The sequence below is a fragment of the Terrabacter sp. MAHUQ-38 genome (assembly GCF_014518425.1).
GTDB lineage: Bacteria > Actinomycetota > Actinomycetes > Actinomycetales > Dermatophilaceae > Terrabacter.
In genome coordinates this window covers 112908-138599 of the sequence record NZ_JACVCU010000003.1, presented here as the reverse complement: position 1 = coordinate 138599, position 25692 = coordinate 112908, and the positions used below count along the sequence as shown (strand labels likewise).

General features: G+C 71.9%; 18 protein-coding genes. 7 read left to right on the top strand and 11 right to left on the bottom strand.

All coding sequences use genetic code 11. From position 1 onward, the window contains the following. Positions 1 to 948 (bottom strand): carbamate kinase, encoded by a 948-nt coding sequence (locus H9I49_RS11785; protein WP_188030579.1) that lies wholly within the window; start codon positions 946 to 948, stop codon positions 1 to 3. A 215-nt stretch (positions 949 to 1163) separates the two neighbouring features. On the opposite strand from H9I49_RS11785, the gene H9I49_RS11780 reads away from it, so the two are divergent. Next, a complete protein-coding gene (locus H9I49_RS11780; protein WP_188030578.1) occupies positions 1164 to 1415 on the top strand; it encodes a hypothetical protein in 252 nt (83 codons plus the stop codon). Positions 1416 to 1444: 29 nt separating this feature from the next. Here H9I49_RS11780 and H9I49_RS11775 read toward each other — a convergent pair whose 3' ends face one another. From H9I49_RS11775 to H9I49_RS11765, 3 genes are read right to left on the bottom strand one after another with little or no spacing between them, the layout of a single operon-like run. Next, positions 1445 to 2287, bottom strand: a complete 843-nt coding sequence (locus tag H9I49_RS11775) for an SDR family oxidoreductase (RefSeq protein ID WP_188030577.1) — start codon at positions 2285 to 2287, stop codon at positions 1445 to 1447. Between the two features lie 6 nt (positions 2288 to 2293). Next, positions 2294 to 4345 carry a hydantoinase B/oxoprolinase family protein gene (locus tag H9I49_RS11770; protein ID WP_223128644.1) on the bottom strand — a complete coding sequence of 684 codons (2052 nt, stop codon included), beginning with the start codon at positions 4343 to 4345 and terminating at the stop codon, positions 2294 to 2296. Between the two features lies 1 nt (position 4346). Further along, positions 4347 to 6461 (bottom strand): hydantoinase/oxoprolinase family protein, encoded by a 2115-nt coding sequence (locus H9I49_RS11765; protein WP_188030576.1) that lies wholly within the window; start codon positions 6459 to 6461, stop codon positions 4347 to 4349. 301 nt (positions 6462 to 6762) lie between these two features. On the opposite strand from H9I49_RS11765, the gene H9I49_RS11760 reads away from it, so the two are divergent. Then, on the top strand, positions 6763 to 7725 hold the full coding sequence (locus tag H9I49_RS11760; RefSeq protein WP_188030575.1) for an SMP-30/gluconolactonase/LRE family protein: 963 nt from the start codon (positions 6763 to 6765) through the stop codon (positions 7723 to 7725). A 6-nt stretch (positions 7726 to 7731) separates the two neighbouring features. Here H9I49_RS11760 and H9I49_RS11755 read toward each other — a convergent pair whose 3' ends face one another. The 7 genes from H9I49_RS11755 to H9I49_RS11725 all read right to left on the bottom strand — a co-directional run bounded on the left by H9I49_RS11755 (position 7732) and on the right by H9I49_RS11725 (position 16841). Next, positions 7732 to 8655: a carbon-nitrogen hydrolase family protein gene (locus H9I49_RS11755; protein ID WP_188030574.1), complete on the bottom strand. Its 924-nt coding sequence runs from the start codon at positions 8653 to 8655 to the stop codon at positions 7732 to 7734. A gap of 1 nt (position 8656) precedes the next feature. Next, a complete protein-coding gene (locus H9I49_RS11750; RefSeq protein WP_188030573.1) occupies positions 8657 to 9328 on the bottom strand; it encodes a carbon monoxide dehydrogenase subunit G in 672 nt (223 codons plus the stop codon). Next, positions 9325 to 11757: an aerobic carbon-monoxide dehydrogenase large subunit gene (cutA, locus tag H9I49_RS11745; RefSeq protein WP_188030572.1), complete on the bottom strand. Its 2433-nt coding sequence runs from the start codon at positions 11755 to 11757 to the stop codon at positions 9325 to 9327. The genes H9I49_RS11750 and cutA overlap by 4 nt, the downstream gene beginning before the upstream one ends. Further along, entirely contained in the window at positions 11754 to 12299 is a 546-nt protein-coding gene (locus tag H9I49_RS11740) for a (2Fe-2S)-binding protein (RefSeq protein WP_188030571.1), read from the bottom strand. Before H9I49_RS11740 ends, cutA begins: the two co-directional genes overlap by 4 nt. Further along, positions 12296 to 13177 (bottom strand): FAD binding domain-containing protein, encoded by an 882-nt coding sequence (locus H9I49_RS11735; RefSeq protein ID WP_188030570.1) that lies wholly within the window; start codon positions 13175 to 13177, stop codon positions 12296 to 12298. The genes H9I49_RS11740 and H9I49_RS11735 overlap by 4 nt, the downstream gene beginning before the upstream one ends. A gap of 184 nt (positions 13178 to 13361) precedes the next feature. Continuing rightward, positions 13362 to 14852, bottom strand: a complete 1491-nt coding sequence (locus tag H9I49_RS11730; RefSeq protein ID WP_188030569.1) for a uracil-xanthine permease family protein — start codon at positions 14850 to 14852, stop codon at positions 13362 to 13364. A 270-nt stretch (positions 14853 to 15122) separates the two neighbouring features. Next, positions 15123 to 16841, bottom strand: a complete 1719-nt coding sequence (locus H9I49_RS11725) for a helix-turn-helix domain-containing protein (RefSeq protein WP_255523916.1) — start codon at positions 16839 to 16841, stop codon at positions 15123 to 15125. A gap of 98 nt (positions 16842 to 16939) precedes the next feature. Here H9I49_RS11725 and H9I49_RS11720 point away from each other — a divergent pair, with 98 nt between their 5' ends. The 5 genes from H9I49_RS11720 to H9I49_RS11700 all read left to right on the top strand — a co-directional run bounded on the left by H9I49_RS11720 (position 16940) and on the right by H9I49_RS11700 (position 25638). Then, positions 16940 to 17851 (top strand): DUF2877 domain-containing protein, encoded by a 912-nt coding sequence (locus H9I49_RS11720; RefSeq protein ID WP_188030568.1) that lies wholly within the window; start codon positions 16940 to 16942, stop codon positions 17849 to 17851. After that, positions 17844 to 20852: a DUF1116 domain-containing protein gene (locus H9I49_RS11715; RefSeq protein WP_188030567.1), complete on the top strand. Its 3009-nt coding sequence runs from the start codon at positions 17844 to 17846 to the stop codon at positions 20850 to 20852. The genes H9I49_RS11720 and H9I49_RS11715 overlap by 8 nt, the downstream gene beginning before the upstream one ends. 70 nt (positions 20853 to 20922) lie before the next feature. Beyond that, a complete protein-coding gene (locus H9I49_RS11710; RefSeq protein ID WP_188030566.1) occupies positions 20923 to 22818 on the top strand; it encodes an ABC transporter ATP-binding protein in 1896 nt (631 codons plus the stop codon). Then, entirely contained in the window at positions 22815 to 24836 is a 2022-nt protein-coding gene (locus tag H9I49_RS11705) for an ABC transporter ATP-binding protein (protein WP_188030565.1), read from the top strand. The genes H9I49_RS11710 and H9I49_RS11705 overlap by 4 nt, the downstream gene beginning before the upstream one ends. Before the next feature lie 145 nt (positions 24837 to 24981). After that, a complete protein-coding gene (locus tag H9I49_RS11700; RefSeq protein WP_188030564.1) occupies positions 24982 to 25638 on the top strand; it encodes a hypothetical protein in 657 nt (218 codons plus the stop codon). The last annotated feature ends 54 nt before the right edge of the window (positions 25639 to 25692 follow it).

Below are 25692 nucleotides of genomic sequence, written 5' to 3'. Positions count from 1 at the left end.
TCACCTTTCTCTTTCAGGGTTTTCGATGACGGTCCCGACCTGACCGTCAACGGCGGTGGCCAGCTGGTCGAGCGACGTGATGATGGAGCGGCGGCCTCCGGAGCGGACGAACCGCATCGCGGCCTCGACCTTGGGGCCCATCGAGCCCGACGCGAAGTGGCGGTCGGCGGCGTAAGCCTCCATCTCGCCGAGGGTGACCCTGCCGATCTCGTGGGCGTCGGGGGTGCCCCACCCGGCGACGGCGTGGGCGACGTCGGTCGCGATGACGAGCACGTCGGCGTCGAGGGCGCCGGCGAGCAGTGCCGCCGTGAGGTCCTTGTCGATGACGGCCTCGACGCCGTGGACGCCGCCGTCGTGGCCGCGCACGACGGGGATCCCCCCGCCGCCGGCAGCGACGACGACGTATCCGGCGGCGAGGAGTATGAGGAGCGTGCGGGTCTCGAGGACCTCGACCGGCTCGGGGGAGGCGACGACACGGCGCCAGCCCTTCTCGCCACGGTCCTCCCAGCGTTCGCCGTGGTCGATGAGGGCCTGGGCCTGCTCGCGCGGGAGGTAGCGCCCGATCGGCTTCGTCGGGTGGGCGAAGCCCGGGTCGTCGGCGGAGACGAGCGTGCGCGTGATGAGGGCGGCGACGGGGCGCTCTGCACCGCGCTCGGTGAGGGCGACCTCGAGGGTGTCGAGCAGCGTGAAGCCGATCGTGCCCTGCGTCTGCGCCCCACACCAGTCGAGCGGGACCGGGGGCACGACGTGCGCGGCGAGCTCGTTCTTGACGAGGAGGTTGCCGACCTGCGGACCGTTGCCGTGAGTGACGACGACCTCGTGGCCGGCGGCGGCGAGGTCGGCGAGGTGACCGCTCGCTACCGTGATGGCGGCGCGCTGGGCCTGCGGCGTCGCGCTGCCGTCGGGGCCCGTCATGGCGTTGCCGCCCAGCGCCACGAGCACCCTCACGGCGCGTCCTCGGTCGTCATGGCGTGAGCCTAGGGAGAGCTGCGGAGCGGGCGCGTTGTCACCTCCTGCCCAACGCGGACCGGCACATTGGCAGATGTATGCCGTCCCGCGGGGAACCGAGACCTCGTGACTCGTGTCCGGTCGGCGGGTACGGGGAGATAATGACAAGGGCGCAGTTCGTTCGTCGGGGGACCGAGCCGAGAGAGGTGGGGCACGTGGGTGTCGGAGTCCTGCTCGCCGTCGTTGGGGCCATCCTGACCTTTGCCGTGCGGGCCAACACGTCCGTGGTCAGCCTGCCTACCGTCGGCATCATCCTCATGATCGCCGGAGGCCTGCTCATCTGGCAGGGACGCAAGGGCAACCAGCGCCGGCGCGTCATCACACGCGAGGAGCACCCGCACGGCGCGACGAGCCCGACGAGCACGGTGCGTCAGACGATCGAGGAACGCGACATCGACCGTCCCTGAACGCGACCCCCGGCTCGAGTGCCGCCCGGCTATTCGCTCGTCGCCCGGAGCACGTCGGACCATGTCCGTGGCGAGCGGCCGAGCAGTCGTCTGAGGGTCGTTGCATCGCCGACCAGTCCGTGGTGGTCGTAGGCGGCGAACATCGCGAGCAGGTCGCTGCGCGCCTGTGCCGAGAGGGCCGCGCCGGGGCCCGCGACCCAGGACTCCGTCTGTATCCGCTCGGCGGAGACCGGGACACCGAGCACCTCGCCTGCGATGACCGCCTGGTCGCGCACGGTGAGCACCTCGGGCCCGGCGAGGTCGAGGGTCAGGCCCTCGTGCCCCGGGCGGGTCAGGACCGACGCCGCCGCCTCGGCGACGTCGTCGAGGTCGACGTTCGTGAACGGCGCGTCGAGGGAGTACGGGACGGCCACGCGTCCCGAGCGTGCGGCGTCGAGGAGGTTCTGGTGGTATGCCGCCGGGCGCAGCACCGTCGCACCGGGCAGCAGGGAGCGGACGACGTGCTCGGCCTCCGCCTTGCGGAGATGGTGTGGCATCGACGCGTCGTCGGGGTGGAGCACCGAGTGGAACGCGAAGCGCTGCACACCCGCGTCGGCGACCGCCGTGCCGACACGCTCCGCGATGCCCACCTCGTCCGGGTGGACGTTCGGGGCAAGGTGGTAGACCGCGTCGACGCCGTCCACGGCCTCCTCGAGACCGGCGCCGGACTCGAGGTCAACAACCGAGATCGACCGGGCCCCAGCGGCATACGCCCTGGGGCTGCTGTCGGGCGAGCGCACCGCAGCGCGCACGTCGACGCCCGCCGCGGTGAGTGCGCGCGTGACGGCACGGCCGGTCTTGCCGGCGGCGCCGATCACGAGAACGGTCCTCATGAGGGTTCAGACCCAGTCGACATCTGCCGCCGACCGGCCCGCGGCGAGCGTCGCGTAGCCGGGCCCACGGTCGAAGAAGGGCTGTGCGTCGGCGCGCTCGGCGCGCAGCTGCTCGCGCAGTGCGTCCGAGGCCGCGGTGTCGAGGACCGGTTCGTCCTTGGGGCCGGACGCGACGACGCCGTAGTCGGCGCGGGCGCCCTCGAAGGAGACCTTGCCCCACCGCAGGTCGCGCTCCACCTCGTCGTAGGGGCGGTCGAGGGGGTCGCCCCACCCGCCGCCGCCGGTCGTGCGGATGCGGATGACCTGACCTGCCCTGACGACCTCGGCGTCCGCCAGGGCGTCGACCGTGCGCTCGTCGGGACCACCGACGTCGACGGTGACCTCGAACGGACGACCCGCCTTGCCGCCCTTGACGCCCCAGCACGCGAGGATCGACCGGTCGGCGATGGACATGAAGTGGGCGTCCTTGAGCATCCGGATGTGCTTCTCGTAGCCGAGGCCGCCGCGGTGACGACCCGCACCGCCGGAGTCGACGGCCAGCCCGAGGCGCTCGACGATGAACGGGAAGCGGCTCTCGGTGAACTCGGTGGGCAGGTTGCGGCTGTCGGGCACGACGTGGATCGTGTCCTCCCCGTCGGCGTAGTAACGCCCGCCGGACCCGCCACCGAGGACCTCCCTCATGAGGTAGTCGTTGCCGTCGCGGTCCTTGCCGTAGACGCCGGTGTAGCGGATCGTCTCCTGGTCGGCGGGCATCCTGCCGTCGACCGCCTTGGCGACGACCCCGGCGAGCACCCCGAGGAGGCGCAGGATGACGAACGTGCGGGCGTTCGTCGGTGCCGGGTAGATCGGCGTCAGGAGCGTGCCCTTCTCGGGGAACCTCATCTCGATGAGGGGCACGATGCCCTCGTTGACGTCGAGCTCGGCCATCCGCTCCGGGGTGTCGGCCAGGTTGCGCAGGATCGGGGCGAGCCACTTCTTGAGGAAGTTGCCGCCGACGTAGTCGCCGCAGTGGTTGATCGGGCCCTTGGCCTGCGGCGCCGTGCCGGTGAAGTCGATGACGAGCTTGGGACCGCCGTCGGGGTACTGGTCAGAACGTCCGGGCCCACCGGTCGACTGCTTCGTCAGGGTGATCCGCTGCGTGTGCAGCTTCGGCTCGTCGACGCCGTCGTGCTCGGCGTAGTCCTCCCACACGTACGTACCGTCGGGGATCTTGCTGAGGATCTCGCGCCGGTACGTCTCCGTCGTCCGGTCGAGGATCGCGTCGAAGGCTGCCTCGATCATGTCGCGGCCGTAGCGCTCGAAGAGCTCCGAGAGCCGGCGCGCACCCATGAGGCAGGCCGAGCACTCGGAGTCGAGGTCGGCGGCGAGGCTGTCGGGCATCCGGCTGTTGCGCGTCATGATCCGCAGGGCGGCCTGGTTGGGAACTCCCTTGTCCCACAGCTTGATCGGAGGGACCGATAGGCCCTCCTCGAACACGGTGCGAGCGTTGCTCGGCATCGAGCCGGGCACGGCGCCGCCGATGTCGTCATGGTGGCCGAACGCCTGGACGAAGGCGACGACCTCACCGCCGGAGAAGACCGGCACGGTGACGCAGAGGTCGGGCAGGTGGCCGATGCCGCCCTCGGACTCGTAGACGTCGTTGTGGAAGAAGACGTCGCCCTCGCTCATCTCGGCGAGGGGGAAGTCGCGGACGATCGGGTGCACCAGGGCGCTGTAGGAGCGCCCTGTCAGCTTGCGCAGCTGCCGGTCGTGGATGCCGGCCCGGAAGTCGTGCGCGTCGCGGATCATCGGCGACCGCGAGGTGCGGGCGATGGCCGTCTCGACCTCCATCTCGACACTCGCGAGAGTGCCCTCGACGATCTCGACGAGGATCGGGTCGACGATCGTGCCCTCCGACGTCAGCCGGTTGCCGTGCTCGTACGCCGTGGGCAGCCCCGCGGGGTTCACGGCCCGCTCGCCGCGGTGGCCTTCGGTGCCCTGGTCGGTCGCGGCCTGGGAGCCGGTGGCGGCGCCGACGGGGGCGAGCCGGGTGTGCGCGGTCTGGCAGGAGAAGCACATGTCAGGCCTCCTTGGTCATGACGAGGTTGCCGAAGGCGTCGACGCGCACCACGAAGCCGGGGTGCACCGGGACCGTGGAGCCGAACTCCTCGACGATCGCCGGTCCGTGGATCGTGTCACCGGCGAGTAGGTCGGGTCGCCACCAGACGCCGGTGTCGACATACCCCGCGTCGGCGTCGAAGCACACGGGACGGTTGCTGTGGTGCGCGCGCTCGCGCACGTCGGACGTGCCGTCGGCCGGCGCTAGCTCGCGCAGCTCGGGGCGGGTGATGGGGCCGACACCCGTGACGCGCAGGTTGACCCACTCGACCTGCTGCGTCGGGTCGGACCGGAAGTCGTAGCCGTACAGCGCACGGTGCTCGTCGTGGAAGCGTGAGGCGACGTCGGCGGCATAGGCCTCGTCGACCTCACCGTCCGCGGCCGCTACCCGGACCTCGTACGCCTGGCCGAAGTAGCGCAGGTCGACGGTGCGGGAGTAGCGGTGAGCCTCGCGGGGGAAGCCTTCTGCGTCAAGGGCTTTGCCGGCTCGGTCGGTGAGCTCGTCGAACGTCTTCTGCACAGCGGCGTGGTCCAGTGAGTGGTGCCGCGCCACGGACGTCTGCACGTAGTCGTTCTTGACGTCCACGGTGAGCAGGCCGAAGGCGGACACGTTGCCGGGGTTCTGCGGCACGACGACGCCGGCGAGGCCGAGGATGTCGACGAGTCGGCAGGCGAGCAGCGAGCCGGAGCCACCGAAGGTGGTCAGCATGAAGTCACGCACGTCGAGACCGCGCTTGACGGAGACCTGGCGCAGGGCGTTGGCCTGGTTCCACGCCGAGATCTCGAGGATGCCGGTGGCGCACCGCTCGACGTCGAGCCCAAGCCGGCCGGCGAGGGCAATGATGCCCGAGCGCGCAGCGGCGACGTCGAGCGGGATCTCGCCGCCGAGCAGGTGCGGGGGGATGCGGCCGAGCGTGACGTGGGCGTCGGTGATGGTCGGCTCGGTGCCGCCCTTGGCGTAGCAGAGCGGGCCGGGGTCGGCGCCGGCCGACTGCGGGCCGACCTTGAGCGAGCCCTCCGGCGAGACCCAGGCGATCGAGCCGCCACCGGCCCCGACCGTCACGACGTCGATCATCGGGATCTTGCTCGGGTACGCGCCGACGGTGCCCTCGGTCGTCAGTGTCGGCTCACCCGCGAGGACGACCGACACGTCGGTGGACGTGCCGCCCCCGTCGCACGTGAGCACCTTGTCGAAGCCGGCGCGGCTCGCGATGAGCCCGGCGCCGAGCGCGCCTGCCGCCGGCCCGGACAGCACCGTCGTGATCGGCTGGTGCACGACCTCGTCGGCCGAGAGCACGCCGCCGTTGGACTTCATGATGTAGAAGGGCAGCTGCTCGCTGCTGCCCACGAACTCGTCCAGACGCTGGTGGATGTTGGCGACGTAGCGCGAGACGTTGGGCTTGACCGCGGCGTCGACGAGCGTCGTCATGGACCGCTCGTACTCGCGGTACTCGCGGAGCACCTCGGAGCTGATCGAGACGATCGCCTCGGGGTGCTCGCGGCGGAGCACCTCGCGCATGGCGAGCTCGTGGCTGTCGTCGGCATAGGAGTGCAGGAAGCAGACGCCGATGGTCGTGATGCCGCGGGCGCGGAACCACCGGGCCGCGGCGACGGCCCCGGCCTCGTCGAACGGGCGGATCTCGTTGCCCTCGAAGTCCAGCCGGCCACCGACCGTGAGCACGTGGTCGGCGGCGACGAGGCGCGGGGGCTTCACCCAGAAGTAGGAGTTGCCGTAGCCGTCTGGCACGGCCTGGCGCGCGATCTCGAGGATGAACTCGTAGCCCTCCGTCGTGATGAAGCCGAGCGCCTCGACCTTGCCCTCGAGGAGCTTGTTGGTGGCCACGGTCGTGCCGTGGGAGACGGCTGTGATGTCGTCGCCGCTGGCACCCATGAGGTCGAGGACCTTGCGGACGCCGGCGAGGAAGCCGTCGGCCGGGTTGCTCGGCGTCGAGGGAGTCTTCGTCGTGGCGAGCTCGCCCGAGTCCTCGTCGAGGGCGACGACGTCGGTGAACGTGCCGCCGGTGTCGATGCCGATCCGGATGCGCCGGGCACTCGTGCTGGGACTGGTGGCAGGCATACGCGCTCCTGGACGGTGGGGTCGGGCTGTTCTGCACCGATTCAAGCGGGGCTGCCGGTGATGATTCGTTGGCACAACCTGCCAACGGATGCTGCTCCCCGGGTCAAGGCTCGCCAGCAGGCGCCCGCCGGGCCCGTCGGGCGGTTCCGCCTCCATCCGCCGCCGGGCAGGTCTACCGTGGACAGTGGCGTGCGGGGCACGCCGCCCGGGGGACGGGCCTGGAGACGAGAGCACATGATGTCGGGCCCGCGGGGGTTCCGGTGGCTCGCGCGCGTACTCAGCCGTGAAAGGAGTCCCCCGCATGAGCCCACGTCATTCCCGGCCGCGCAACCGCGCCCGTCGCGCGCTCGCCTTCCTTGCCACCCCTCTCATCGTCGTCGCGCTGTCAGGTGCCGCCGCGGTCCATCCGCACGTCATCGACCTGCCCGCCGACTTCGCTCCGGAGGGGATCGACGTCGTCGCGCACACCTTCTACGCCGGGTCGCTCGTCGACGGTGACATCTACCGCGGCGACCTGCTCGACGGCTCCGGCGAGAGGTTCGTCGACGTCGACGGGCGCCAGGCCGGCGGCCTCAAGGCCGATGTGCGCCACGGTCTGCTGTTCGTCGCCGGCGGGTTCCTCAGCACGGCCTACGTCTACGACCTCGCGACCGGCGACGACGTGGCTCAGTTCTCCCTCGGCACGCCTGGCACCTCGATGGTCAACGACGTCGTCGTCACCCGGGACGCGGCCTGGTTCACGGATTCCTTCGCCTCGCGGCTCTACCGGGTGCCGATCCACGCCGACGGCTCACTCGGCGCCCCAGCCGCCCTTCCGGTGACCGTGCCCGCCCCGGCTCCGGGTGGCTTCGGCATGAACGGCATCGACGCGACACCCGACGGGCGCACCCTGATCGTGAACCACACGGAGCGCGGAGCCCTCTACACGATCGACCCGAGCACCGGCGCCAGCGAGCAGATCACGCTGACCTCCGGGTCTCTCGCGCCGGGGACGCCCGACGGCATCCTCCTCGCGGGTCGCGACCTGTGGGTCGTCGAGAACTTCGCGAACCGAGTCTCGCGCGTGACGCTGTCTGCGGACCGGAGCTCCGGGGCCGTGACCCAGGTCGTCACGGACCCCGCGTTCCACGTCCCCACGACCATCGCGAAGTCGGGGGACAGGTATGCCGTCGTCAACGCCAAGTTCGACCTCGGGTTCCCGGCGCCCATCGGTAGAGGAGCCCCTCCCGGCACACTGTTCGAGGTGGTGCAGTTCGTGCCCTGACGAAGCTCAGCCGGCCTCGCCGCGGTGGATCGGGGCGTGGGGGAACGACGACTGTGCCGGCCGCTCGAGGTCCTCGCGGTGGTTGCGGATGAGGTCGAGGTTGCGGTCGCGCAGGTGGTCGAACGACTGCCCGATGTTGGAGCCCGGCGTCAGCGACGCGAGGGCATCGGCCGGGTCGAGCCGCGCCGTGACCCACCCCGGGTGCGTGGCCGCCTTGGCGACCACGTGCCCGATCGGCGTGACGATGTGGGAGTTGCCGAAGTACAGCACGCCGGCCGGGTCGGCGCCGACCGCGTTGGCGCCGATGACGTAGACATGGTTGTCGTAGGCGCGAGCCCGCGACGTCAGGTCCCAGATGTCGGCGGACCGCAGCAGCGCCGAGGGCCGGCAGATGACCTCGGCGCCCTGCACGGCCTGGATTCGCGACAGCTCGGGATAGTCGCCGTCGAAGCAGATGATCATGCCGATGCGCCCGAGCTCCGTGTCGCACACCGTGACGGTGTCGCCTGGTGTCACCCAGCCGCCACCGGTCACGATCTCCGAGCAGAACGGGTGGGTCTTGCGATAGACGCCGAGCACCTCGCCCGACGGGCCCACGAGCACCGACGAGTTGTAGACGACACCGCGCTCGGGGCCGCGCTCGTACGTGCCGATGCACACGTGCACGCCGAGCTCGCGCGCGACCGACTGGATAGGCTCCACCATGGACCCGGGCAGCTCGGTGACGAGGTCCCACAGCTCCTCCTTCGAGCATCCCGGGGTGAAGCCCGTCGTCGCCGTCTCGGGCAGCACCACGAGCTCGGCGCCCGTCGTCTCGACGCAGCGCCGGGTCCAGTCGACGCAGGCCTCGACGTTGGCGCGGATCGTCTCGGGCGACAGCTTCTCGGGGAGTGGGGCCACCTGGACCGCGGCCGCGGTGAACGCACGCATGTCAACGCCTCCCGATCGCCCAGCCGACGGCCACGCCCACGAGCGCGACCACGCCACCGGTGACGACCCCGAGGGCGAAGTCTCGCCCGCGGGACCCTTCGGCGGATGCCGACCGGCCGGCATACACGGTGCCCGCGCCGCCGGGCTCCACCGTGCGAGCCTCAGCAGGTATGCCGGGTGCTGCAGCCGAGGGGACACCCGCCCGCACGCTCGCGGCAGGGGCTGCAGGGCGCGCGCCCGCGATGTCGGCGTCGACGGCCGAGAAGAACTGGCCGGCCATCTTCTTCGTGACGCCGGCGAGCATGCGCTGGCCGACGCCGCCGATGACCCCGCCGACCGACGCGTCGGCGTCGTAGGTGAGGTCGGTACCGCCGGTGGACGACGGTGCGAGACGCACCACGACGTCGGCATCGACGGTGCCGGGCGCCCCGGCGCCGGATGCCTTCATCGTGAACGAGTCGGGGTGCTGCGGGTCGCGCAGTGACACCTCGCCGTCGTAGGTGCCCTTGATCGCCGCGACGCCGGCGGTGACGGTCATCGCGTAGTGGTCCGGGCCGAGCTCGGTGAGCCGCTCGCAGCCGGGCAGGCACCGGGCGAGCACGGCCGGGTCGTGGAAGGCGTCCCAGATCTGCTGCGGGTCTGCCGCCAGGGTGGCGGATCCGGTGATCTTCATGCGGTCGGCTCCTTCGATGAGGTGCTTGAGAGGCGGTGCAGCGACGGGACCTCGCCGGCGGCGTGGCGTCGGCGCAGCTCCCACAGGTCGTTCGGCGAGATCGGCATCCGGGTGATCGGGAATCCCTCGGCGTCCTCGATCGCCGACGCGATCACGGCCGACACCGGGATGCAGCCGGCCTCGCCGGCACCCTTGATGCCCAAGGGGTTCAGCGGTGACGGGGTCTCGAGGTGGTCGGTCTCGATCGTCGGCACCTCGGAGGCATACGGCATCAGGAAGTCCATGAACGACGCGTTGAGCAGCTGTCCCGACTCGTCATACGCCATCCGCTCGTAGAGCGCGCCGCCGACCCCCTGGGCGACGCCGCCGTGCACCTGGCCCTCGACGATCATCGGGTTGATCATCGTGCCGCAGTCGTGGATGACGCAGTAGCGCAGGATCCGGATCTCGGCCGTGACCGGGTCGGTCTCGACGACCGCCGCATGCATGCCGTTGGCGAAGGTCGCCTGGGTGGGCGAGTAGAAGTCCCTGCCCTCGAGACCCGGCTCCTCGTCGTCGGCCACGGGCGGCTTGTCGGGGTCGAACGTGCCGGCGAACTGCGTTGCGGCCTTGGCGGCGTCGTCGAACGCGTAGCGCAGCGGGTTGGACAGCACCGAGACCGTGCCGAGGCTCATCGACGTCGCGGGAGCACCCTTGACGCGCACCGTGCCCTCGACGATCTCGAGGTCGTCGGGCGACACCTCGAGGGCGTCAGCCGCGATGCGCAGCGCCTTCGCGCGGACGTTCCGCGCGGCGAGCGCGATGGCGCTGCCACTCATGACCGCGGCGCGGGACGCAAAGGTGCCGACGGCATACGGCATCCTGCGCGTGTCGCCGGTGGTGACGTGGACGTCCTCCATGCGAACACCGAGCTCCTCGGCGACGATCTGCGCGAACACGGTCTCGTGGCCCTGGCCCTGCGACGTCAGGCCGGTGGCGACGTTGACGCGGCCGCTCGTCTCGATCTGGATGTGGCCACCCTCGTAGGGGCCGACACCGGTTCCCTCTACGTAGCAACCGATCCCGAGGCCGACCTTGCGACCCGCGGCCTCCGCCCGCGCCCTGTAGTCCGCGAAGTCGTCCCAGCCGACGAGGTCCTTGAGCTTGGCGAGGCTCGCCGGGAAGTCGCCGGAGTCGTACTTGAGCGGGCGCCCGTCCTGGAAGAGCAGGCCGTGGTCGTAGGGCATCTCGCTCGGGAGGATGAAGTTGCGCGAGCGCACCTCGGTGCGGTCGAGGCCGAGCTCGTCGGCGATGGCGTCCATGGTGCGCTCCATCGCGAAGCAGCCCTGCGGACGTCCCGCACCCCGATAGGGCGTGACGAGGACGGTGTTGGTGTAGAGCGACCAGAACTCACAGCGGTACGCGCCGGGCTTGTACGGCCCGAGCAGCTGGGTCGAGGTGATGATCGGGACGATGATCCCGTACGGCGTGTAGGCGCCGTTGTCGTGCCAGAACTTCACGTCGAGGGCGAGCACGCGCCCCTCGTCGTCGAAGCCGACCGTGACCGTCTGGAGCTGGCCGCGCTCGTGCGCCGAACCGATGAAGTGCTCACGTCGGTCCTCGACCCACTTGACCGGGCGGTCGAGCAGGCGTGCCGCCCACGGGACGAGCACCTCTTCGGGCCACGGGTGCATGATCTTGACGCCGAAGCCGCCGCCCACGTCGGGCGCGATGCACTCCACCTTCGCGAGGGGCAGGTCGAGCTTCGCGGCGACGGCCGCGCGCACGCCCGTCGAGGTCTGCGTCGAGGAGTACATCCGCAGCTCGCCGCGCTCGTGGTCCCAGCGCGCGTACACGCCCTTGCCCTCCATCGGCGTGCACGCGCTGCGCTCGATGTCGAGCTCGAGCGTCAGCGTGCGGGGCGCCGCCGCCATCGCGGCGGCGACGTCGCCGACCTCCTGGAGCATGTGCGCGGCGACGTTGCCCGGCACGTCGTCGTGGACGAGGAGGTCGCCGTCGCGGGCCGCCTCGATGCCGACGACGACGGGCAGCGGTTCGTAGCTGACCCGGATGCGCTGGCACGCGTCCTCGGCGACGTAGCGGTCGGTGGCCACGACCATGACTACCGGCTCGCCGACGTGGTTGACCTCGTCGCGCGCGAGGGCGTAGCCGGTGCGGCCGTGCGTCAGCGTCGGGTGCGGGATGAGCAGGGGCAGCGGCTCGCCCACCCGGCCCGGGAGGTCGTCGTGGACGTAGATGCCGACGACACCCTCGACGTCGACCGCGTCCGACGCGTCGACGTCGACGATGCGGGCATGCGCGTGCGGGCTGCGCACGAACGCCGCCGCGAGCGCATCGTGACCGAGGTCGTCGAGGTAGCGGCCGCCGCCCGTGACGAGGCGCGGGTCCTCCTTGCGTCTGATCGGTGCGCCGAACAGCTGTGTCGTCATGACAGCTCCTCGGCCGCGCGCTCGGTCCTGATGTCGGCCGCGCGCAGCACACTCTTCACGATGTTCTGGTAGCCGGTGCAGCGGCACAAGTTGCCCGAGATTGCTTCTCGCGCCTGCTCGCTCGTCGGCGACGGGTTCTCCTCGAGGTAGGCCGTGACTGTCGTCAGGAAGCCCGGCGTGCAGAAGCCGCACTGGAGCCCGTGGCACTCGGCGAAGGCCTGCTGGACGGGGTTCATCGACTCGCCGGTCGGGGCGACGCGGGCGTCGGGCGCGGAGCAGAGGCCTTCGACCGTCGTGACCTCGTGGTCCTGGGCCGTCACCGCGAACATGAGGCAGGAGCGCATCGGCGCCCCGTCGACGAGGACCGTGCAGGCGCCGCACACGCCGTGCTCGCAGCCGACGTGGGTGCCGGTCAGCTCGAGGTCGTGGCGCAGGAAGTCGGACAGGAGGCGCCGCGCCGGGACGGCGGCCGAACGGCGTACGCCGTTGACCGTGACGGTGACGTCGTGGAGCGTCTCGGCGCCCGTCGTCGCGTCCGTCATGTGTCTGCTCCTGCGCGGTCGGCGGCTCGGGGGAGGGCCCTGCGGGTCAGTTCGGTGACGAGCATCCGGCGGTAGTCGGCGCTCGCGTGGATGTCGCCCTCGGGCTCGACGTGCCCGCGCACCGCCTCGGCGACGGTGTCGAGCGCAGCGTCCCACTCGCCCGAGCCCGGCTCGGCCCCGTCGAGAGCCGGCCCGAGGTCGAGGACCGAGGGCACGTCGGTGACGGAGACGAAGGAGGCGAGAGCGCCCGAGACGACGCCGTCGGTGACGGTCACCGCCACGCCGACACCGGCCATCGCGTAGTCGCCGTGACGTCTGGCTGCTTCGGTGAAGGCCGTGCCGGTGCCGGCCGGGAAGCGGCCGAAGCGCACCGCGACGGCGAGCTCCTCGGCCGCGAGCGACGTCTCGAGGGCGCCGAGGAAGAAGTCGGACCACGCGACCTCGCGCGACCCGGACGGACCTGCCACTTCGACGACTCCGTCGGTCAAGGCCAGGATCGCGGGCATCTCACCGGCCGCGTCGGCGTGGGCGATGGAGCCGACCGTCGTGCCGCGGTTGCGGATGGCCGGGTGGGCGACGTTGACGAGCGCCTGGCGCAGGAGGGGGAGGGCGGCATACGCCTCCGCGGAGCGCTCGAGACCGGCGTGGCGCACGAGGGCCCCGACGCGTACGGCCTCGGGTGTCACCTCGACGGAGTCGAGCCCGGTCACCCGGTTGATGTCGACGAGGTGGCCGGGGGAGGCGAGGCGCATGTTGAGGATCGGGATGAGGCTCTGGCCGCCCGCGAGGACCTTGCCGTCATGGCCGACCTCGCCGAGGACCGAGACGGCCTCCTCGACGCTGACGGGTGCGTGGTGCACGAAGGGTGCGGGCTTCACCGAACTGATCCTGCCTTCCGATCCGGCGTGGCACTAGTGATGGTTGTGCATGGCTGACCACGGGCTTTTGGCAACTTCTGCCCTGAACGGCCGTGGGCCCCCGATGTGACATCGAGGGCCCACGGGTATGCCGTCCCGCCTGGTGGTGCGAACGCCTCAGTGCGGACGCCTCAGTGCGAACGCCTCAGCGCCGGCGCCGGTCCGGGCCGCCCGGCTTGTCCTGGTACAGGTCGTCGACGCCGTCGGCATCGCCGTAGGCCCCCTCGCGTTCGCCGAGCGAGCTCATCGTGCCCGTGGCCGCGTCGGAGCGTTCCCGCAGGTCGGCCGGTGCGATCGCCCGGGCGACGTGGTACGCGACGACGGCGACGATGGTGCCGAGCGCGATGCCTGCGAGGGAGAAGTCGGAGGTGAACACGAGCGAGACGTTGCCGATGCCGATGACGATGCCCGCCGCGACCGGGACGAGGTTGATCGGGTTGCCGAAGTCGACCCCGTTCTCCTTCCAGATCTTGGCGCCGAGCAGGCCGATCATGCCGTACAGCACCACCGTGATGCCGCCCAGCACGCCGCCGGGGACCGAGGCGACCAGCGCCCCGAACTTCGGCGACAGACCGAAGACGATCGCGACGGCCGCGGCGACGAAGTAGGCGGCCGTCGAGTAGACGCGGGTGGCCGCCATGACCCCGATGTTCTCGGCGTACGTCGTCGTCGGCGAGCCGCCGACCGAGGACGCGAGCGCGGTGCCGACGCCGTCGGCGGCGATGGCGCGACCCATGTACGGGTCGAGGTCGGCCTTGGTCATCTCGGCGACGGCCTTGACGTGCCCGGTGTTCTCGGCGATGAGGGCGATCACGGCAGGCAGCACGAGCAGGATCGCGGCGATGGAGAACGACGGGGCGTGGATGCCGACCATGGCCTTGCCGTCGGGGCCGGGCGTGCCGGTCGAGGGCGGCAGTCCGAACCACGGTTGGCTGGCGATGTTGTCGAAGTTCGTCCTGAAGTGCGTCGTGATCTTGCCGGCGCCGGCGTCGAACGACGTGATCTGGCCGAACGTCTTGTCGAAGAGCCACGAGATGACGTAGCCGAAGATCAGCGCCAGGAAGACCGCGATGCGCGAGACGAAGCCCTTGAAGGCCACCGCGCAGACGATCGTGAAGGCCATGACGAGCAGCGCCACCCACTGGTCCTGCGGCCAGTAGATGTTCGCGACGACCGGCGCGAGGTTGAACCCGATGAGCATGACGACCGCGCCCGTGACGACCGGCGGCAGCACCTTGTGCAGCACGGACGAACCGAGGAAGTGGATCGCGACACCCACCAGCGCGAGCACGAGACCGGCGACGAGGATGGCTCCGGTGACCTCCTGGGAGGTGCCGCCCTGGGCGCGGATCGCCGCCACGGCTCCGACGAAGCTTGCCGACGTGCCGAGGTAGCTGGGCACCTTGCCGTTCACGATCAGCAGGAAGCAGATCGTGGCGATGCCGCTCATCATGATCGCGAGCTGCGGGTTGAGGCCCATGATCAGGGGGAAGACGAACGTGGCCCCGAACATCGCCACGACGTGCTGGGCCCCCAGGCCGATCGTCTTGCCCCAGGACAGTCGTTCGTCGGGGGCGACGACGTCGTCGGGGCCCATGGTCTTGCCGTCCCCGTGCAGTTTCCAGCCCAAAGCCATTCCGACTCCTATGGTTGCCACATCTGGATGTGGTTCACATCCCACTCCGGGATGGGCGAAAACTACTCCCACCGCTGGGGATTGCGTTCGTCAAACGTTGATACACGCCGAGGGCTGCCCTCTGGCATGTCATGACGTATGCCGTGTCGCCGCCTCGCAACCCGCGGCCGGCCCGACCGAGCCGCGCCAACTCAGCCGCGGCGGGACCGGCGCGGCCGGATCGAGCGTCTGGAGCACGCCAACACAGCCGGGGCGAGTCTGGCGCGGGCCTCAGATGCCGCGCATCCGGTGGATCTTGAGGGCGAGGGCGAGGGTGAGGCGCAGGTCGGGGTCCGTTGTGAAGGGCCCCAGGATCTTCTCGAGCTTGCCGATGCGGTAGCGCAGGGTGTTGTAGTGGAAGAAGAGCAGGCGCGCGGTCTCGGCGACGTTGAGGTTCGTGTCGAGCAGGACCCCGAGGGTCTCGCGCAGGCCGGCGTACTCCGGTGAGTCGTCGGTGGCGAGCTCGCGCAGTGACTCGTGGACGAACCGGCGCAGGTCGACCCCGTCGGGGATCAGCGCGAGCAGGCGGTAGATGCCGAGCCCGTCGACGTGGGTCAGGGCTCCGTCGCCGTTCATCTGCCGGCCGACCGTGACGGCCGACAGCGCCTCGTCGTATGCCTGGGGCAACGCGGCGACGGACGTGATCGGCCGCGAGACCCCGGCGGAGAAGCTGCGTCGACCACCGCCGCCGTCGCCCCGGACGACGCGGACGTACTCGCCGACGATGCGCATGACGTGGTCGGTGTCGGCGTCGGCCGGCACGCCGATGAGCGCGACCACCTCGCGGCTGAACCCCATCACCGGAGACCGGGAGTCGCGGACGGCCACGGCGTGCGTCCAGGCCCGTGCGAACCGCTGCTGGAGGAAGCGCACCTCCTCCGCGTCACGGGTGGTGCGGTCGTCGTCCTCGTCGGTCTCGGCCACGACGACGACCATCGGCCGGTCGATGTCCCAGCCGAGGGAGCTCGCGTGGGCGACGGCGTCGACGGGGGAGCCCGCGCGTCCGGCGAGGGCGTCGCGGAGGAACTCGGCGCGGTACTTGCTCTCGACCGCCGAGACCGCCTGGTCCTTCGTGATGGCGAGGGCGGCGACCGTCGCGGCGCGCTCCAGCAGGCGCACGTCGTCGACGGTGAGCCGCCGGTGGCTGCAGAACGCGATGAGAACCCCGTGGTCGAGGTGCCCGGCGACGATCCGGACGGCGGCGCGATTGGCCGTGGGCCCGTCGGGGCGCGGACCCATCGGCTCGGCCTCGGTCAGCAGCCGGCCCGTGCGGTCGAAGCACCCGAGCAGCTCGGCGTGCTCGAGCTCGCGCGCGGACCCGGCTCGGGCGATGACCCGGCCGTCGGTGGTCGTGACCATGGCCGCGCCGTCGAGGAAGCCGACGACCTGCTCGCACAGCTCGTCGAGCGAGCCGCCCGCGAGGACGATCTGCACGAGGGCGCGGTCAGCGTCCTCGAGACGGCGCAGGATCGCCGTCTGGTGCTCGAGGATCGCGCTCAGCACCTCGGTCGTGAACGTCGCGATGTGGTCGAGCGGCACGTCGATGAGCGGTAGTCCGGTGGCGTCGGCGGCCCGCCGGGCGTCCTCCGCGGCGTCGTCGGCGAGACCGGAGACGACGAGCCCCGCGGCGCCCGCCCGGTCGAGGTCCGTGACGACCTCCCCGACCGGGCCGCCGACCTCTGCCAGTGCGGCGGCGTCGGCGAGGACGAGCCGGTGCGTCAGCGGGACCGCGGCGCCGGCGTCGCGGAGCGCGGCCCGCAGCGGCGTCGTGCTGTCGACACTGACGTCGAGGCGGTGGGGGCTCGCGTGGACGCCCCCGTGGGCGGTCGCGGCGAGGCCCGCGATGAGGCGCAGGGAGATGCCGGACACGTCCGGCTCGGCGGCGCCGGGGCGGCTCACCGCTGGCAACTCACCCTCGACGACGCCCGGATCATTGGCAACTTTCACCATGAGCGCACCATACCCAGCGTGGATAGCGTCACCGCAGCGGTCTGTGTCGGCAGACCGCAGACGACACGCTGGGCAACTTCCACACGGCCGGAGGGCGCATGGACGACGGGCTCGACCTGACGCTGCTGCCCGCGGCCCTGTCGCCGCTCGTCGCCGCGGAGGTCGCGGGCGCGCCGCGGGGCTGCCGCGTGCTGGCGGCGTTCCCGACGTGCCTCTACCTCGACCTCGGCGCCCACGAGCGGGTGCTCGCGGTGCTCGCCTCGGACGCCGTCGCCCTGCCCATCGGGCTCGTCGTCGCCAGGCGGTCGGCCCAGCTGTCGTGGGGTGTCGAACCCGGCGCGCTCGTCGTCGTCGGGGAGGGGCGCGTACGCCTTCCGCGGGCCGAGGTCGTCGCCGCGCGGCTCCAGCGCCCTGCCCGGGTGCGCCCGACGACACGTGGCGCCGGCTCCCCGGACGGGCTGCCCGAGGCCGGGGTCCTCGGTGACCTGGCCTGCGACCTCACGTCGGCCGCGATCGCGGGCCGTCCCGTCGAGGGCGGGGTACGCGGGCTGATCGGCGCGGGTCGCGGACTCACGCCGAGCGGCGACGACGCCCTGTGCGGCGTGCTGCTGACGCTCGCCGCCGTCGACACCCCCTGCGCGCGCCGCGCCCGGTCGGCTGTCCGAACCGCCGTGGGGGCCGCACTCCCGGCGACGACCAGCCTGTCCGCCGCGCTCCTCGCCGCCGCCGGCGAGGGGTACGCGGTCCCCGACGTCGTGCGCCTCGTCACCCGCTGCGTGGCCGGGTCAACCAACCGGACCGACGGCCCCGGAGGCCCGGATGATCCGGGCATCCGGCCGACGAGCCTGTCGGTCGACCCGTCGGGCGGGATGGCCGAGCTGGTCGCCCGTGTCCTCGCGATCGGGCACACGTCCGGCCGCGACCTGTTGTCCGGTGTCACGGGGGCGCTTCGCGCCGTCGACGCCCACGACGTCCTCGACCCCGCCAAGGAAGGAGCCCCTCGTGGCTGACCACGTCGAGCTGAGAAGCGGTGCCTACCTCGACTCCGTGACCCTGATGCAGGTGTCGCGCACGGTTGCGGCGGCGCCCGGTGTCGAGGCGGCCCAGGTCGCGATGGCCACCGAGCTCAACCTCGACGTCATCCGCGGCATGGGTTTCGACGTACCGCCGGCCGCGCCCAACGACCTCGTGATCGCCATCCGCGGCGACGACGGCGGCGTCGCCGCGGGGCAGTCGGCTCTCGAGGCGGCACTGGCCCAGAACCGTTCCACCGCAAGCGCTTCCGCCGGCCTGGGCGAGGCTCCGCCGCCGCGCACGCTGGGTGGGGCCCTCAGCCTCTCCGGCGCCGACCTGGCCCTCGTCTCGGTGCCCGGCGAGCACGCGGTCACGGAGGCCCTCGACGCGATCCGTGCCGGCGTCTCCGTCATGGTGTTCTCCGACAACGTTCCGGTCGAGGACGAGGTGCGGCTCAAGGACGCCGCCGCCGATGCGGGGGTGCTCGTCATGGGGCCCGACTGCGGCACCGCCATCGTCGGTGGCGTCGCGCTCGGCTTCGCCAACGTCGTGCGTCCGGGCCCCGTCGGCATCGTCGCAGCCTCAGGCACCGGTGCCCAGCAGGTGATGTGCCTGCTCGACGCGGCGGGCGTGGGCGTAAGCCACTGCCTCGGCGTCGGCGGGCGCGACCTCTCTTCGGCCGTCGCCGCGCGTTCGACGAAGCAGGCCCTGGCGGCGCTGGCCGCCGACCCCGTGACGGAGTCCGTCGTCGTCGTGTCCAAGCCCCCGGCCGCCGAGGTGCTCTCCGACCTCCGGGCGTATGCCGCCGGGCTCGGCAAGCCGGTCCACTGGGCCACGCTCGGGACGGGTCGGCCCGACCTCACCGCCGCGGTCGAGGCCGTGATCCTCGCCGGCGGCCACAGCGTGCCCAGTCGATGGCCGTCTTGGCGTCCAGACGCCGACGGCGAACCTTCCGTCGACTCGGCTTTCAGGAGTGCTGTGCGGCAAGGAGACTCGCTGCGTGGGCTCTTCTGCGGCGGCACCCTCGCCGACGAGGCCATGCTCGTCGCCGGTGCGGTGCTCGGCGACATCCGCTCGAACATCCCACTGCGTCGCGACCTGGCGCTCGGCCCGGACCTGCGCGACACCGGCCACGTCGTCATCGACTTCGGCGACGACACGCTGACGCAGGGCCGCGCGCACCCGATGATCGACCCGTCACTGCGGCTCGAGCGGATCGCGACCGAGGCCGGCGACCCGACGTGCGGCGTGCTGCTCCTCGACCTCGTGCTCGGCCACGGCGCGCACTCGGACCCGGCGCCCGAGCTCGCCGACGCGATCCGTTCGGCCCGCGAAGTGGCTGCCGCCGCAGGCCGCGTCCTGCCGGTCGTCGTGTCGCTCACGGCCACGGAAGCTGACCCGCAGGGAACGGCTCGCAGTGCCGACCTGCTCGTGGCGGCAGGGGCGGAGGTGCTCCTGTCGAACGCCGAGGCGACCCGTCGCGCCGTCCGGCTGCTCGGCCACGACGTGCCGGAGGCCGAGCACACGATGCACGACACGGCATACGCTCCGGATGATGCGCAGCGCGCGGCGGACGGTGCCGAGCCGCTGGGCGGGCTGCTGGGCCGTGACATCACGGTCGCGGCGGTCGGTGTCTCCCTGTTCGCGGACGCCCTTCGCGCGCAAGCGGTCTCGGTCACCGAAGCGGCGTGGCAGCCGCCCGTCGCCGGCACCGCAGGCAACCTCGGTCGGGTGCTCGCCGACCCACGTCGAGACGCGGCGAACGCCGAGGCGCTGCGGCGGATGGTCGCAGCCGGTGCCGACCTCGTCGACGTCCGTCCCGCGAGTGAGGCGCTCGGTCTCGAGCGGGGCACGTTCCTGCACGCCGGCCCACCGATCGCGTTCGACCGGGCGTCCGGGCCGCTCCGGGGGGCGCTCATCGGCGCGATGCTCTTCGAGGGTCTCGCCGCCACCGCCGAGGAGGCCGAGGCGAAGCTCCACAAGGGTGACGGCATCACCCTGGACCCCTGTCACCACCGCGACGCCGTGGGCCCGATGGCCGGCGTCATCAGCCCGTCGATGTGGCTCTACGAGCTGCGCGACGAGGTGCACGACAACACGTCGTGGTGCTCGCTCAACGAGGGCCTCGGCAAGGTGCTGCGCTACGGGGCCTACGGGCCTGAGGTCATCGACCGGTTGCGCTGGATGAACACCGTGCTCGGCCCGATCCTCCAGCAGGCCGTGCGCGCCCGCGTCGACCGCGAGGGTGGCATCGACGTCAAGGCGATCATCGCCCAGATGCTCCAGATGGGCGACGAGGGCCACAACCGCAACCGGGCCGGCTCGCTCATGCTCCTCCGGGAGCTGCTGCCCACGATGATCACGGCCGACGCGTCGTCGACCGACATCGCAGAGGCGGTGCGCTTCTCGGGCGCCAACGAGCACTTCTTCCTCAACCTCGGGATGCCGGCCTGCAAACTGAGCACCCTTGCAGCCCATGGCATCCCGGGTTCGTCGGTGGTGACGACGATGGCTCGCAACGGCACCGACTTCGGCATCCGCGTGTCGGGTACCGGCGACGCATGGTTCACGGGTCCGGCCAACACGCCCGAGGGTCTCTTCCTCGGCTCCTACGGCCCCGACGACGCCAACCCCGACATCGGCGACTCGGCGATCACCGAGACGGCGGGCATCGGCGGCTTCGCCATGGCGGCCGCGCCGGCGATCGTCCGATTCGTCGGCGGCGACGTGCCGTTCGCGCTGCGGGCGACCCAGACGATGTACGAGATCACGGTGGGGGAGCACACCGCCTACCAGGTGCCGATTCTCGAGTTCCGGGGGACGCCGACCGGCATCGACGTCGCCGCCGTCGCACGCACCGGGATCCTGCCGCAGATCAACACCGGCATGGCCGGACGCGTCGCCGGGACGGGTCAGGTCGGCGCCGGCCTCGTCACGCCGCCGGAGCAGTGCTTCACCCAGGCGCTCGCCGCGCTCGCGGAGGCGGTCGCGCCCTGACGCAAAGCGTTCCGCCCCGGGAGAAAATCGGTGGGTGGGTGTCGGTCGCTCGACCTAGGGTGGTTGAGCCATGCGAGACTTCCCGCCCCAGACCCGCGCCTACACCGACCGCGACGCCGAGGTGCCCGACACGCGTACCCCGCGGGCGCTGCTGTGGTGGATGGTCCGGCAGAACGGCGTCCTCTTCGGGGCCGGTCTGCTCGCCGCGCTGATCTGGATGGTCCCGCAGACCGTCGGGCCGTGGATGGTCGGCCGGGCGATCGACACCGGCATCGTGGCCGGCGACTCGGCGGCGACGACCCGCTGGGTGCTCGGCCTCGCCGCCGTGACCGTCTTCGGGGCGTGCAGTGGCATCGCCTACCACACCGCCATCGTCCGCGAGTGGCTCATCGCGCTGTACGGCACGACGAAGCTCGTGACGCGCAAGGCGCTCCAGCTCGGCCACGTGCTGACGCGGCGCACGCCCACCGGCGAGGTCCTCTCGGTGTCGGGCAGCGACGGCGACCAGTTCGGCGCGCTCATGGAGATCACGACGCGCGCGGTCTCGCAGCTCGTCGCCTACCTGGTCGTGGCCGGCATCGTCCTCAGCACCTCGGTGCGCATGGGCCTGCTCGTGCTCGTGGCGGCGCCGCTCCTCGTGCTGCTGGGCACGCCCCTGCTGCGGCCGATGCAGCGCTGGCAGGGCGTCGAGCGTTCTCGCAACTCGGAGCTGACGTCGATGGCGACCGACATCGTCGGTGGGCTGCGCATCCTGCGCGGCATCGGGGGCGAGGCGACGTTCGGTGGCAACTACGCCGACCAGTCCCAGCGTGTGCGCCAGTCCGGGGTTGCCGCGGGTCGCTGGCAGGCCGCGGTCGAGTCGGTGGGTGTCCTGCTCTCGGGCGCCTTCGTCGTCGGGCTCATGTGGCTCGGCACCCGCGAGGTCGCCCAGGGCCGTCTCACGGTCGGCCAGCTCGTCAGCTTCCTCGGCTACGGACTCTTCCTGATCCAGCCGATGCGCACCTTCGTCGAGTTCGCACAGAAGTGGACCCGCTCCGTCGTGTCGGCCCGCAAGGCCGTCGCCGTCCTGGGCCAACGGCCGCCGTGGGTGCACCCCGACCAGCCCTCCACGCTGTCGAGCGACGGGCTCATCGTCGACGGCGAGTCGGGCGCGACCATCCGGCCAGGCATCCTGACGATGGTCGTCTCGGCCGTGCCGGACGACTCGGCCGCGCTCGCCGACCGGCTCGGCCGCTACCTGCCGAGCGACGAGGGTGCCCTCGTCAGCGACGAGATCTCCGAGGAGCTCAAGGGCCGCGCTGCGCGCCGCGAGCGCTCCGCACGGGCACGCGCCCGCGAGGAGCAGGCACGCCGCGACGAGGAGCGGGCCCGCCGGCCCTGGGGCGTCACGGTCGGCGGTGTCGACCTCTCGCGGGTCGAGCTCGACGAGGTACGCCGGCACATCCTCGTCAGCGACACCTCGCCCCAGGTCTTCGCCGGCACCCTGCGCTCCGCCGTCGACCCGCTCGAACGGCTCACGCTCGAGGAGGCCGAACGCGCCCTCTACACGGCGGCCGCCGACGACGTCTTCGACGCCTTGCCGGGGGGCTGGCAGGGCGAGCTCGAGGAGCGCGGGCGCGGGCTCTCCGGGGGCCAACGCCAACGCCTCGTCCTCATGCGCGCGCTCGCCGCCGACCCCGACGTCCTCGTGCTCGTCGAGCCCACGTCCGCCGTCGACGCCCACACCGAGGCCCTCATCGCGACCCGCCTCGGCGAGCACCGCGCCGGCCGCACGACTGTCGTCATGACCGCATCACCCCTGCTGCTGCACCACGCCGACGAGATCATCCTCGTCGAGAACGGCACGGCCACCGCGCGGGGGCGCCACGCCGACCTGCTCGCCGACTCGCCGGCCTACCGCGCGGTCGTCGTGCGCGGCGAGGGCGACACGTCCGTCCTCGCCCACGCCTCGGAGGAGTCCCGATGAGCCGCGCCGACAGCACGGTCACCACACCGGGTGACGTCGACGTCGACGGTGCCGTGGGCCGCTCGCGCCCGTCGCCGCTGACGCCCGAGCTCGCCGCCGAGTCCGCGCGCACGTGGGACGTGGCCACGCACGTGCCCGCGGTGCCGGAGGAGCTGCGCTCGCCGGCGTCCGCGTCGGTGCGCGAGCGCCTCACGGCGCTCCACCGCCGGCACCTGCTCCGTGAGCGCCGGGCCCAGGAGTTCGTCGCCGACACGATGAACGCCCGCACCGGCCTGCCCATCGCCGACACCCGCCGAGTGGTGCGTTTCATCGGCGGGCTGCTCACCCGTGAGCGTCGCCTCGTCGTCGCCGTGGTGCTCGCCAACGCCCTGGCCGCGACGGCCGGGCTGCTCGTCCCGCGTCTCCTCGGTGAGCTCGTCGACTCGACCGTCGGCGACGTGCAGGCGGGGCGGGTCGACGCGGCGCTCGCCAACGCCAACGCCGCAGCATTCGTCGTCGCCGGCCTCGTGGTGCTGCAGAGCGTCTTCACCCTCGCGGCGAAGACCTCCTCGGCGGTGCTGGGCCAGAGCGTCCTCGCGAGTGCCCGCGAGTACGTCGTGCGGGCGATCCTGCGGCTGCCCCTGTCCCGGGTCGAGAGTGCGAGCTCCGGCGACCTCGTCACGAGGGTCACGCGCGACGTCGGGACCATGAGCGAGAGCGTGCGCTGGGCTCTGCCTGAGTCGATCATCGCGAGCATCACCGTCGTGCTCACGCTCGTGGCCATGGTGAGCAACTCGCCGCTGCTCGCGCTGCCGTCGATCGTGCTCATGTCGCTGGCGCTGATCCAGGTGCGTCGCTACCTCGGACGCGCGCCGAAGGGCTACCTCACCGAGGGCGGCACCTACTCCCGCATCAACACGACGCTCACCGAGACCGTCGAGGGCGCCCGCACCGTCGAGGCACTCGGGCTCGGGGGCCATCGGCTGCGTCGCGGCGACGACGACATCGAGGTGTCGGGCCAGGCCGAGCGCTACACCATGACCCTGCGCAACCTGCTCTTCGCCGTCATGGACGTCGCGTTCAGCCTCCCGCGTGTGCTCGTCCTGCTCCTCGGCGCCGTCGGGTATGCCCAGGGCTGGGCGACGCTCGGACAGATCACGACCGCGATCCTCTACACGGAGGCGCTGTGGGGACCGTTCGAGATGCTCGTGCACACGGTCGACCGCGTGCAGGTCGGCATCGCGTCGACGACGCGTCTGCTCGGCATCGCGACGGTCCCCGCCGACCGCGTGGCCGGCGACGCCCAACCGTCCGGGCGCGAGCTCGTCGGCAGCGACCTGCGCTACGCCTACCGTGCCGACCACGACGTGCTGCACGGCATCGACCTGAGCCTCAACACCGGTGAGCGGCTCGCGGTCGTCGGGCCCAGCGGCTCCGGCAAGTCGACCCTCGGCCGACTGCTGTCCGGCATCCACGGCCCGCGCACCGGGTCCGTCACGGTCGGTGGCGTCGAGCTGACCTCGCTGCCGCTCGACCAGCTGCGCACCGAGGTGGCCCTCGTCACGCAGGAGCACCACGTCTTCATCGGCTCGGTGCGCGACAACGTCGTGCTCGCCCGCGAGGGCTCCACCGACGAGGAGGTGCGCGAGGCACTGCGGGCGGTCGACGCCCTTGACTGGGTCGAGCGGCTGCCCGACGGCCTCGACACGAAGCTCGGCTCCGGCCAGCAGGCACTCACCCCGGGACGTGCCCAGCAGATCGCCCTCGCCCGTCTCATCCTCGCCGACCCGCACACCATCGTGCTCGACGAGGCCACCTCGCTCATCGACCCGCGCACGGCCCGGCACCTCGAGGGCTCGATGAACGCGTTGCTCACCGGCCGTACGGTCATCGCGATCGCGCACCGGCTGCACACCGCCCACGACGCCGACCGCATCGCCGTCGTCATCGACGGCCGGGTCGCCGAGCTCGGCAGCCACGACGAGCTCGTCGAGCGCGACGGCGAGTACGCCGCGCTCTGGCACGCCTGGACCTCCTGACGAGCGCCGGCGGGACAGGTGCTGCGGGCAGCGGCAAGCCGTGGGAGACGGCGAGCACCTGGATGCGCCATAGTCGTCACCGGGACACCGACGGATGCCGTCATCGACGTCGGGCGGAGCCACTGAGGCGAGGGGAGCACCGTTGATGGTCCTCGGGACGCCGCGGCACTGGAGGCCGTCACGCGATGCGCTCGTCGCGGGGGTCCGCCGGGGCGCGGCACCGGTGCTCGACCGGCTGCCCCGCAGACTGACGATGGTCCTGCTGCCGGCGGTGCGCCGCCTCCGCGGGTTCCAGATGTCCACGGTCGCCATGCGCCGGGTCGGTGACCACCTCTCGGCGGGCTCCGGCGTCCTCGTGTTCGGGCTCGGGCGTGACTCCTCGACGTGGGAGAAGCTCAACGAGGACGGTCGCACGGCCTTCCTCGAGGACCTGAGCGAGTGGCTCGAGCTGTCCAGGCGGCTCGCGCCGTCTCGGGAGGTCCACCTCATCTCGTATGCGACCACCGTCGACACCTCCGACTACACGTCGGTGTCAGACATCCCTGTCCCGTCGCTGCCTCCGGAGATCAGCTCTCGGCAGTGGGACGTTGTCGTCGTCGACGGGCCGATGGGCTTCGCCCCCGACACCCCCGGCCGGGCGTCGAGCATCGCGCTGGCGGCCAGGCTCGTGGCCAGGGGCGGGCTCGTGCTGGTCGACGACTTCGACCGCGAGCTCGAGAGGCGGATCAGCGCCACGGTCTTCGGTCGTGGCCCGGACGAGGTGCTCGACCCGAGTCGGCCGGTCGGCCTCTACCTGATGTGACGACGCCGGCCGCGCCGCCCCGGGTCAGGCCGCCGAGGGCACGCGTCGGGCTCG

Coding starts and splice junctions, on each gene's coding strand:
- H9I49_RS11775 (WP_188030577.1), bottom strand. CDS start 2,287: ATGAGGACCGTTCTCGTGATCGGCGCCGCCGGCAAGACCGGCCGTGCC.
- H9I49_RS11770 (WP_223128644.1), bottom strand. CDS start 4,345: ATGTGCTTCTCCTGCCAGACCGCGCACACCCGGCTCGCCCCCGTCGGC.
- H9I49_RS11765 (WP_188030576.1), bottom strand. CDS start 6,461: ATGCCTGCCACCAGTCCCAGCACGAGTGCCCGGCGCATCCGGATCGGC.
- H9I49_RS11760 (WP_188030575.1), top strand. CDS start 6,763: ATGAGCCCACGTCATTCCCGGCCGCGCAACCGCGCCCGTCGCGCGCTC.
- H9I49_RS11755 (WP_188030574.1), bottom strand. CDS start 8,655: ATGCGTGCGTTCACCGCGGCCGCGGTCCAGGTGGCCCCACTCCCCGAG.
- H9I49_RS11750 (WP_188030573.1), bottom strand. CDS start 9,328: ATGAAGATCACCGGATCCGCCACCCTGGCGGCAGACCCGCAGCAGATC.
- cutA (WP_188030572.1), bottom strand. CDS start 11,757: ATGACGACACAGCTGTTCGGCGCACCGATCAGACGCAAGGAGGACCCG.
- H9I49_RS11740 (WP_188030571.1), bottom strand. CDS start 12,299: ATGACGGACGCGACGACGGGCGCCGAGACGCTCCACGACGTCACCGTC.
- H9I49_RS11730 (WP_188030569.1), bottom strand. CDS start 14,852: ATGGCTTTGGGCTGGAAACTGCACGGGGACGGCAAGACCATGGGCCCC.
- H9I49_RS11725 (WP_255523916.1), bottom strand. CDS start 16,841: ATGGTGAAAGTTGCCAATGATCCGGGCGTCGTCGAGGGTGAGTTGCCA.
- H9I49_RS11720 (WP_188030568.1), top strand. CDS start 16,940: ATGGACGACGGGCTCGACCTGACGCTGCTGCCCGCGGCCCTGTCGCCG.
- H9I49_RS11710 (WP_188030566.1), top strand. CDS start 20,923: ATGCGAGACTTCCCGCCCCAGACCCGCGCCTACACCGACCGCGACGCC.
- H9I49_RS11705 (WP_188030565.1), top strand. CDS start 22,815: ATGAGCCGCGCCGACAGCACGGTCACCACACCGGGTGACGTCGACGTC.
- H9I49_RS11700 (WP_188030564.1), top strand. CDS start 24,982: ATGGTCCTCGGGACGCCGCGGCACTGGAGGCCGTCACGCGATGCGCTC.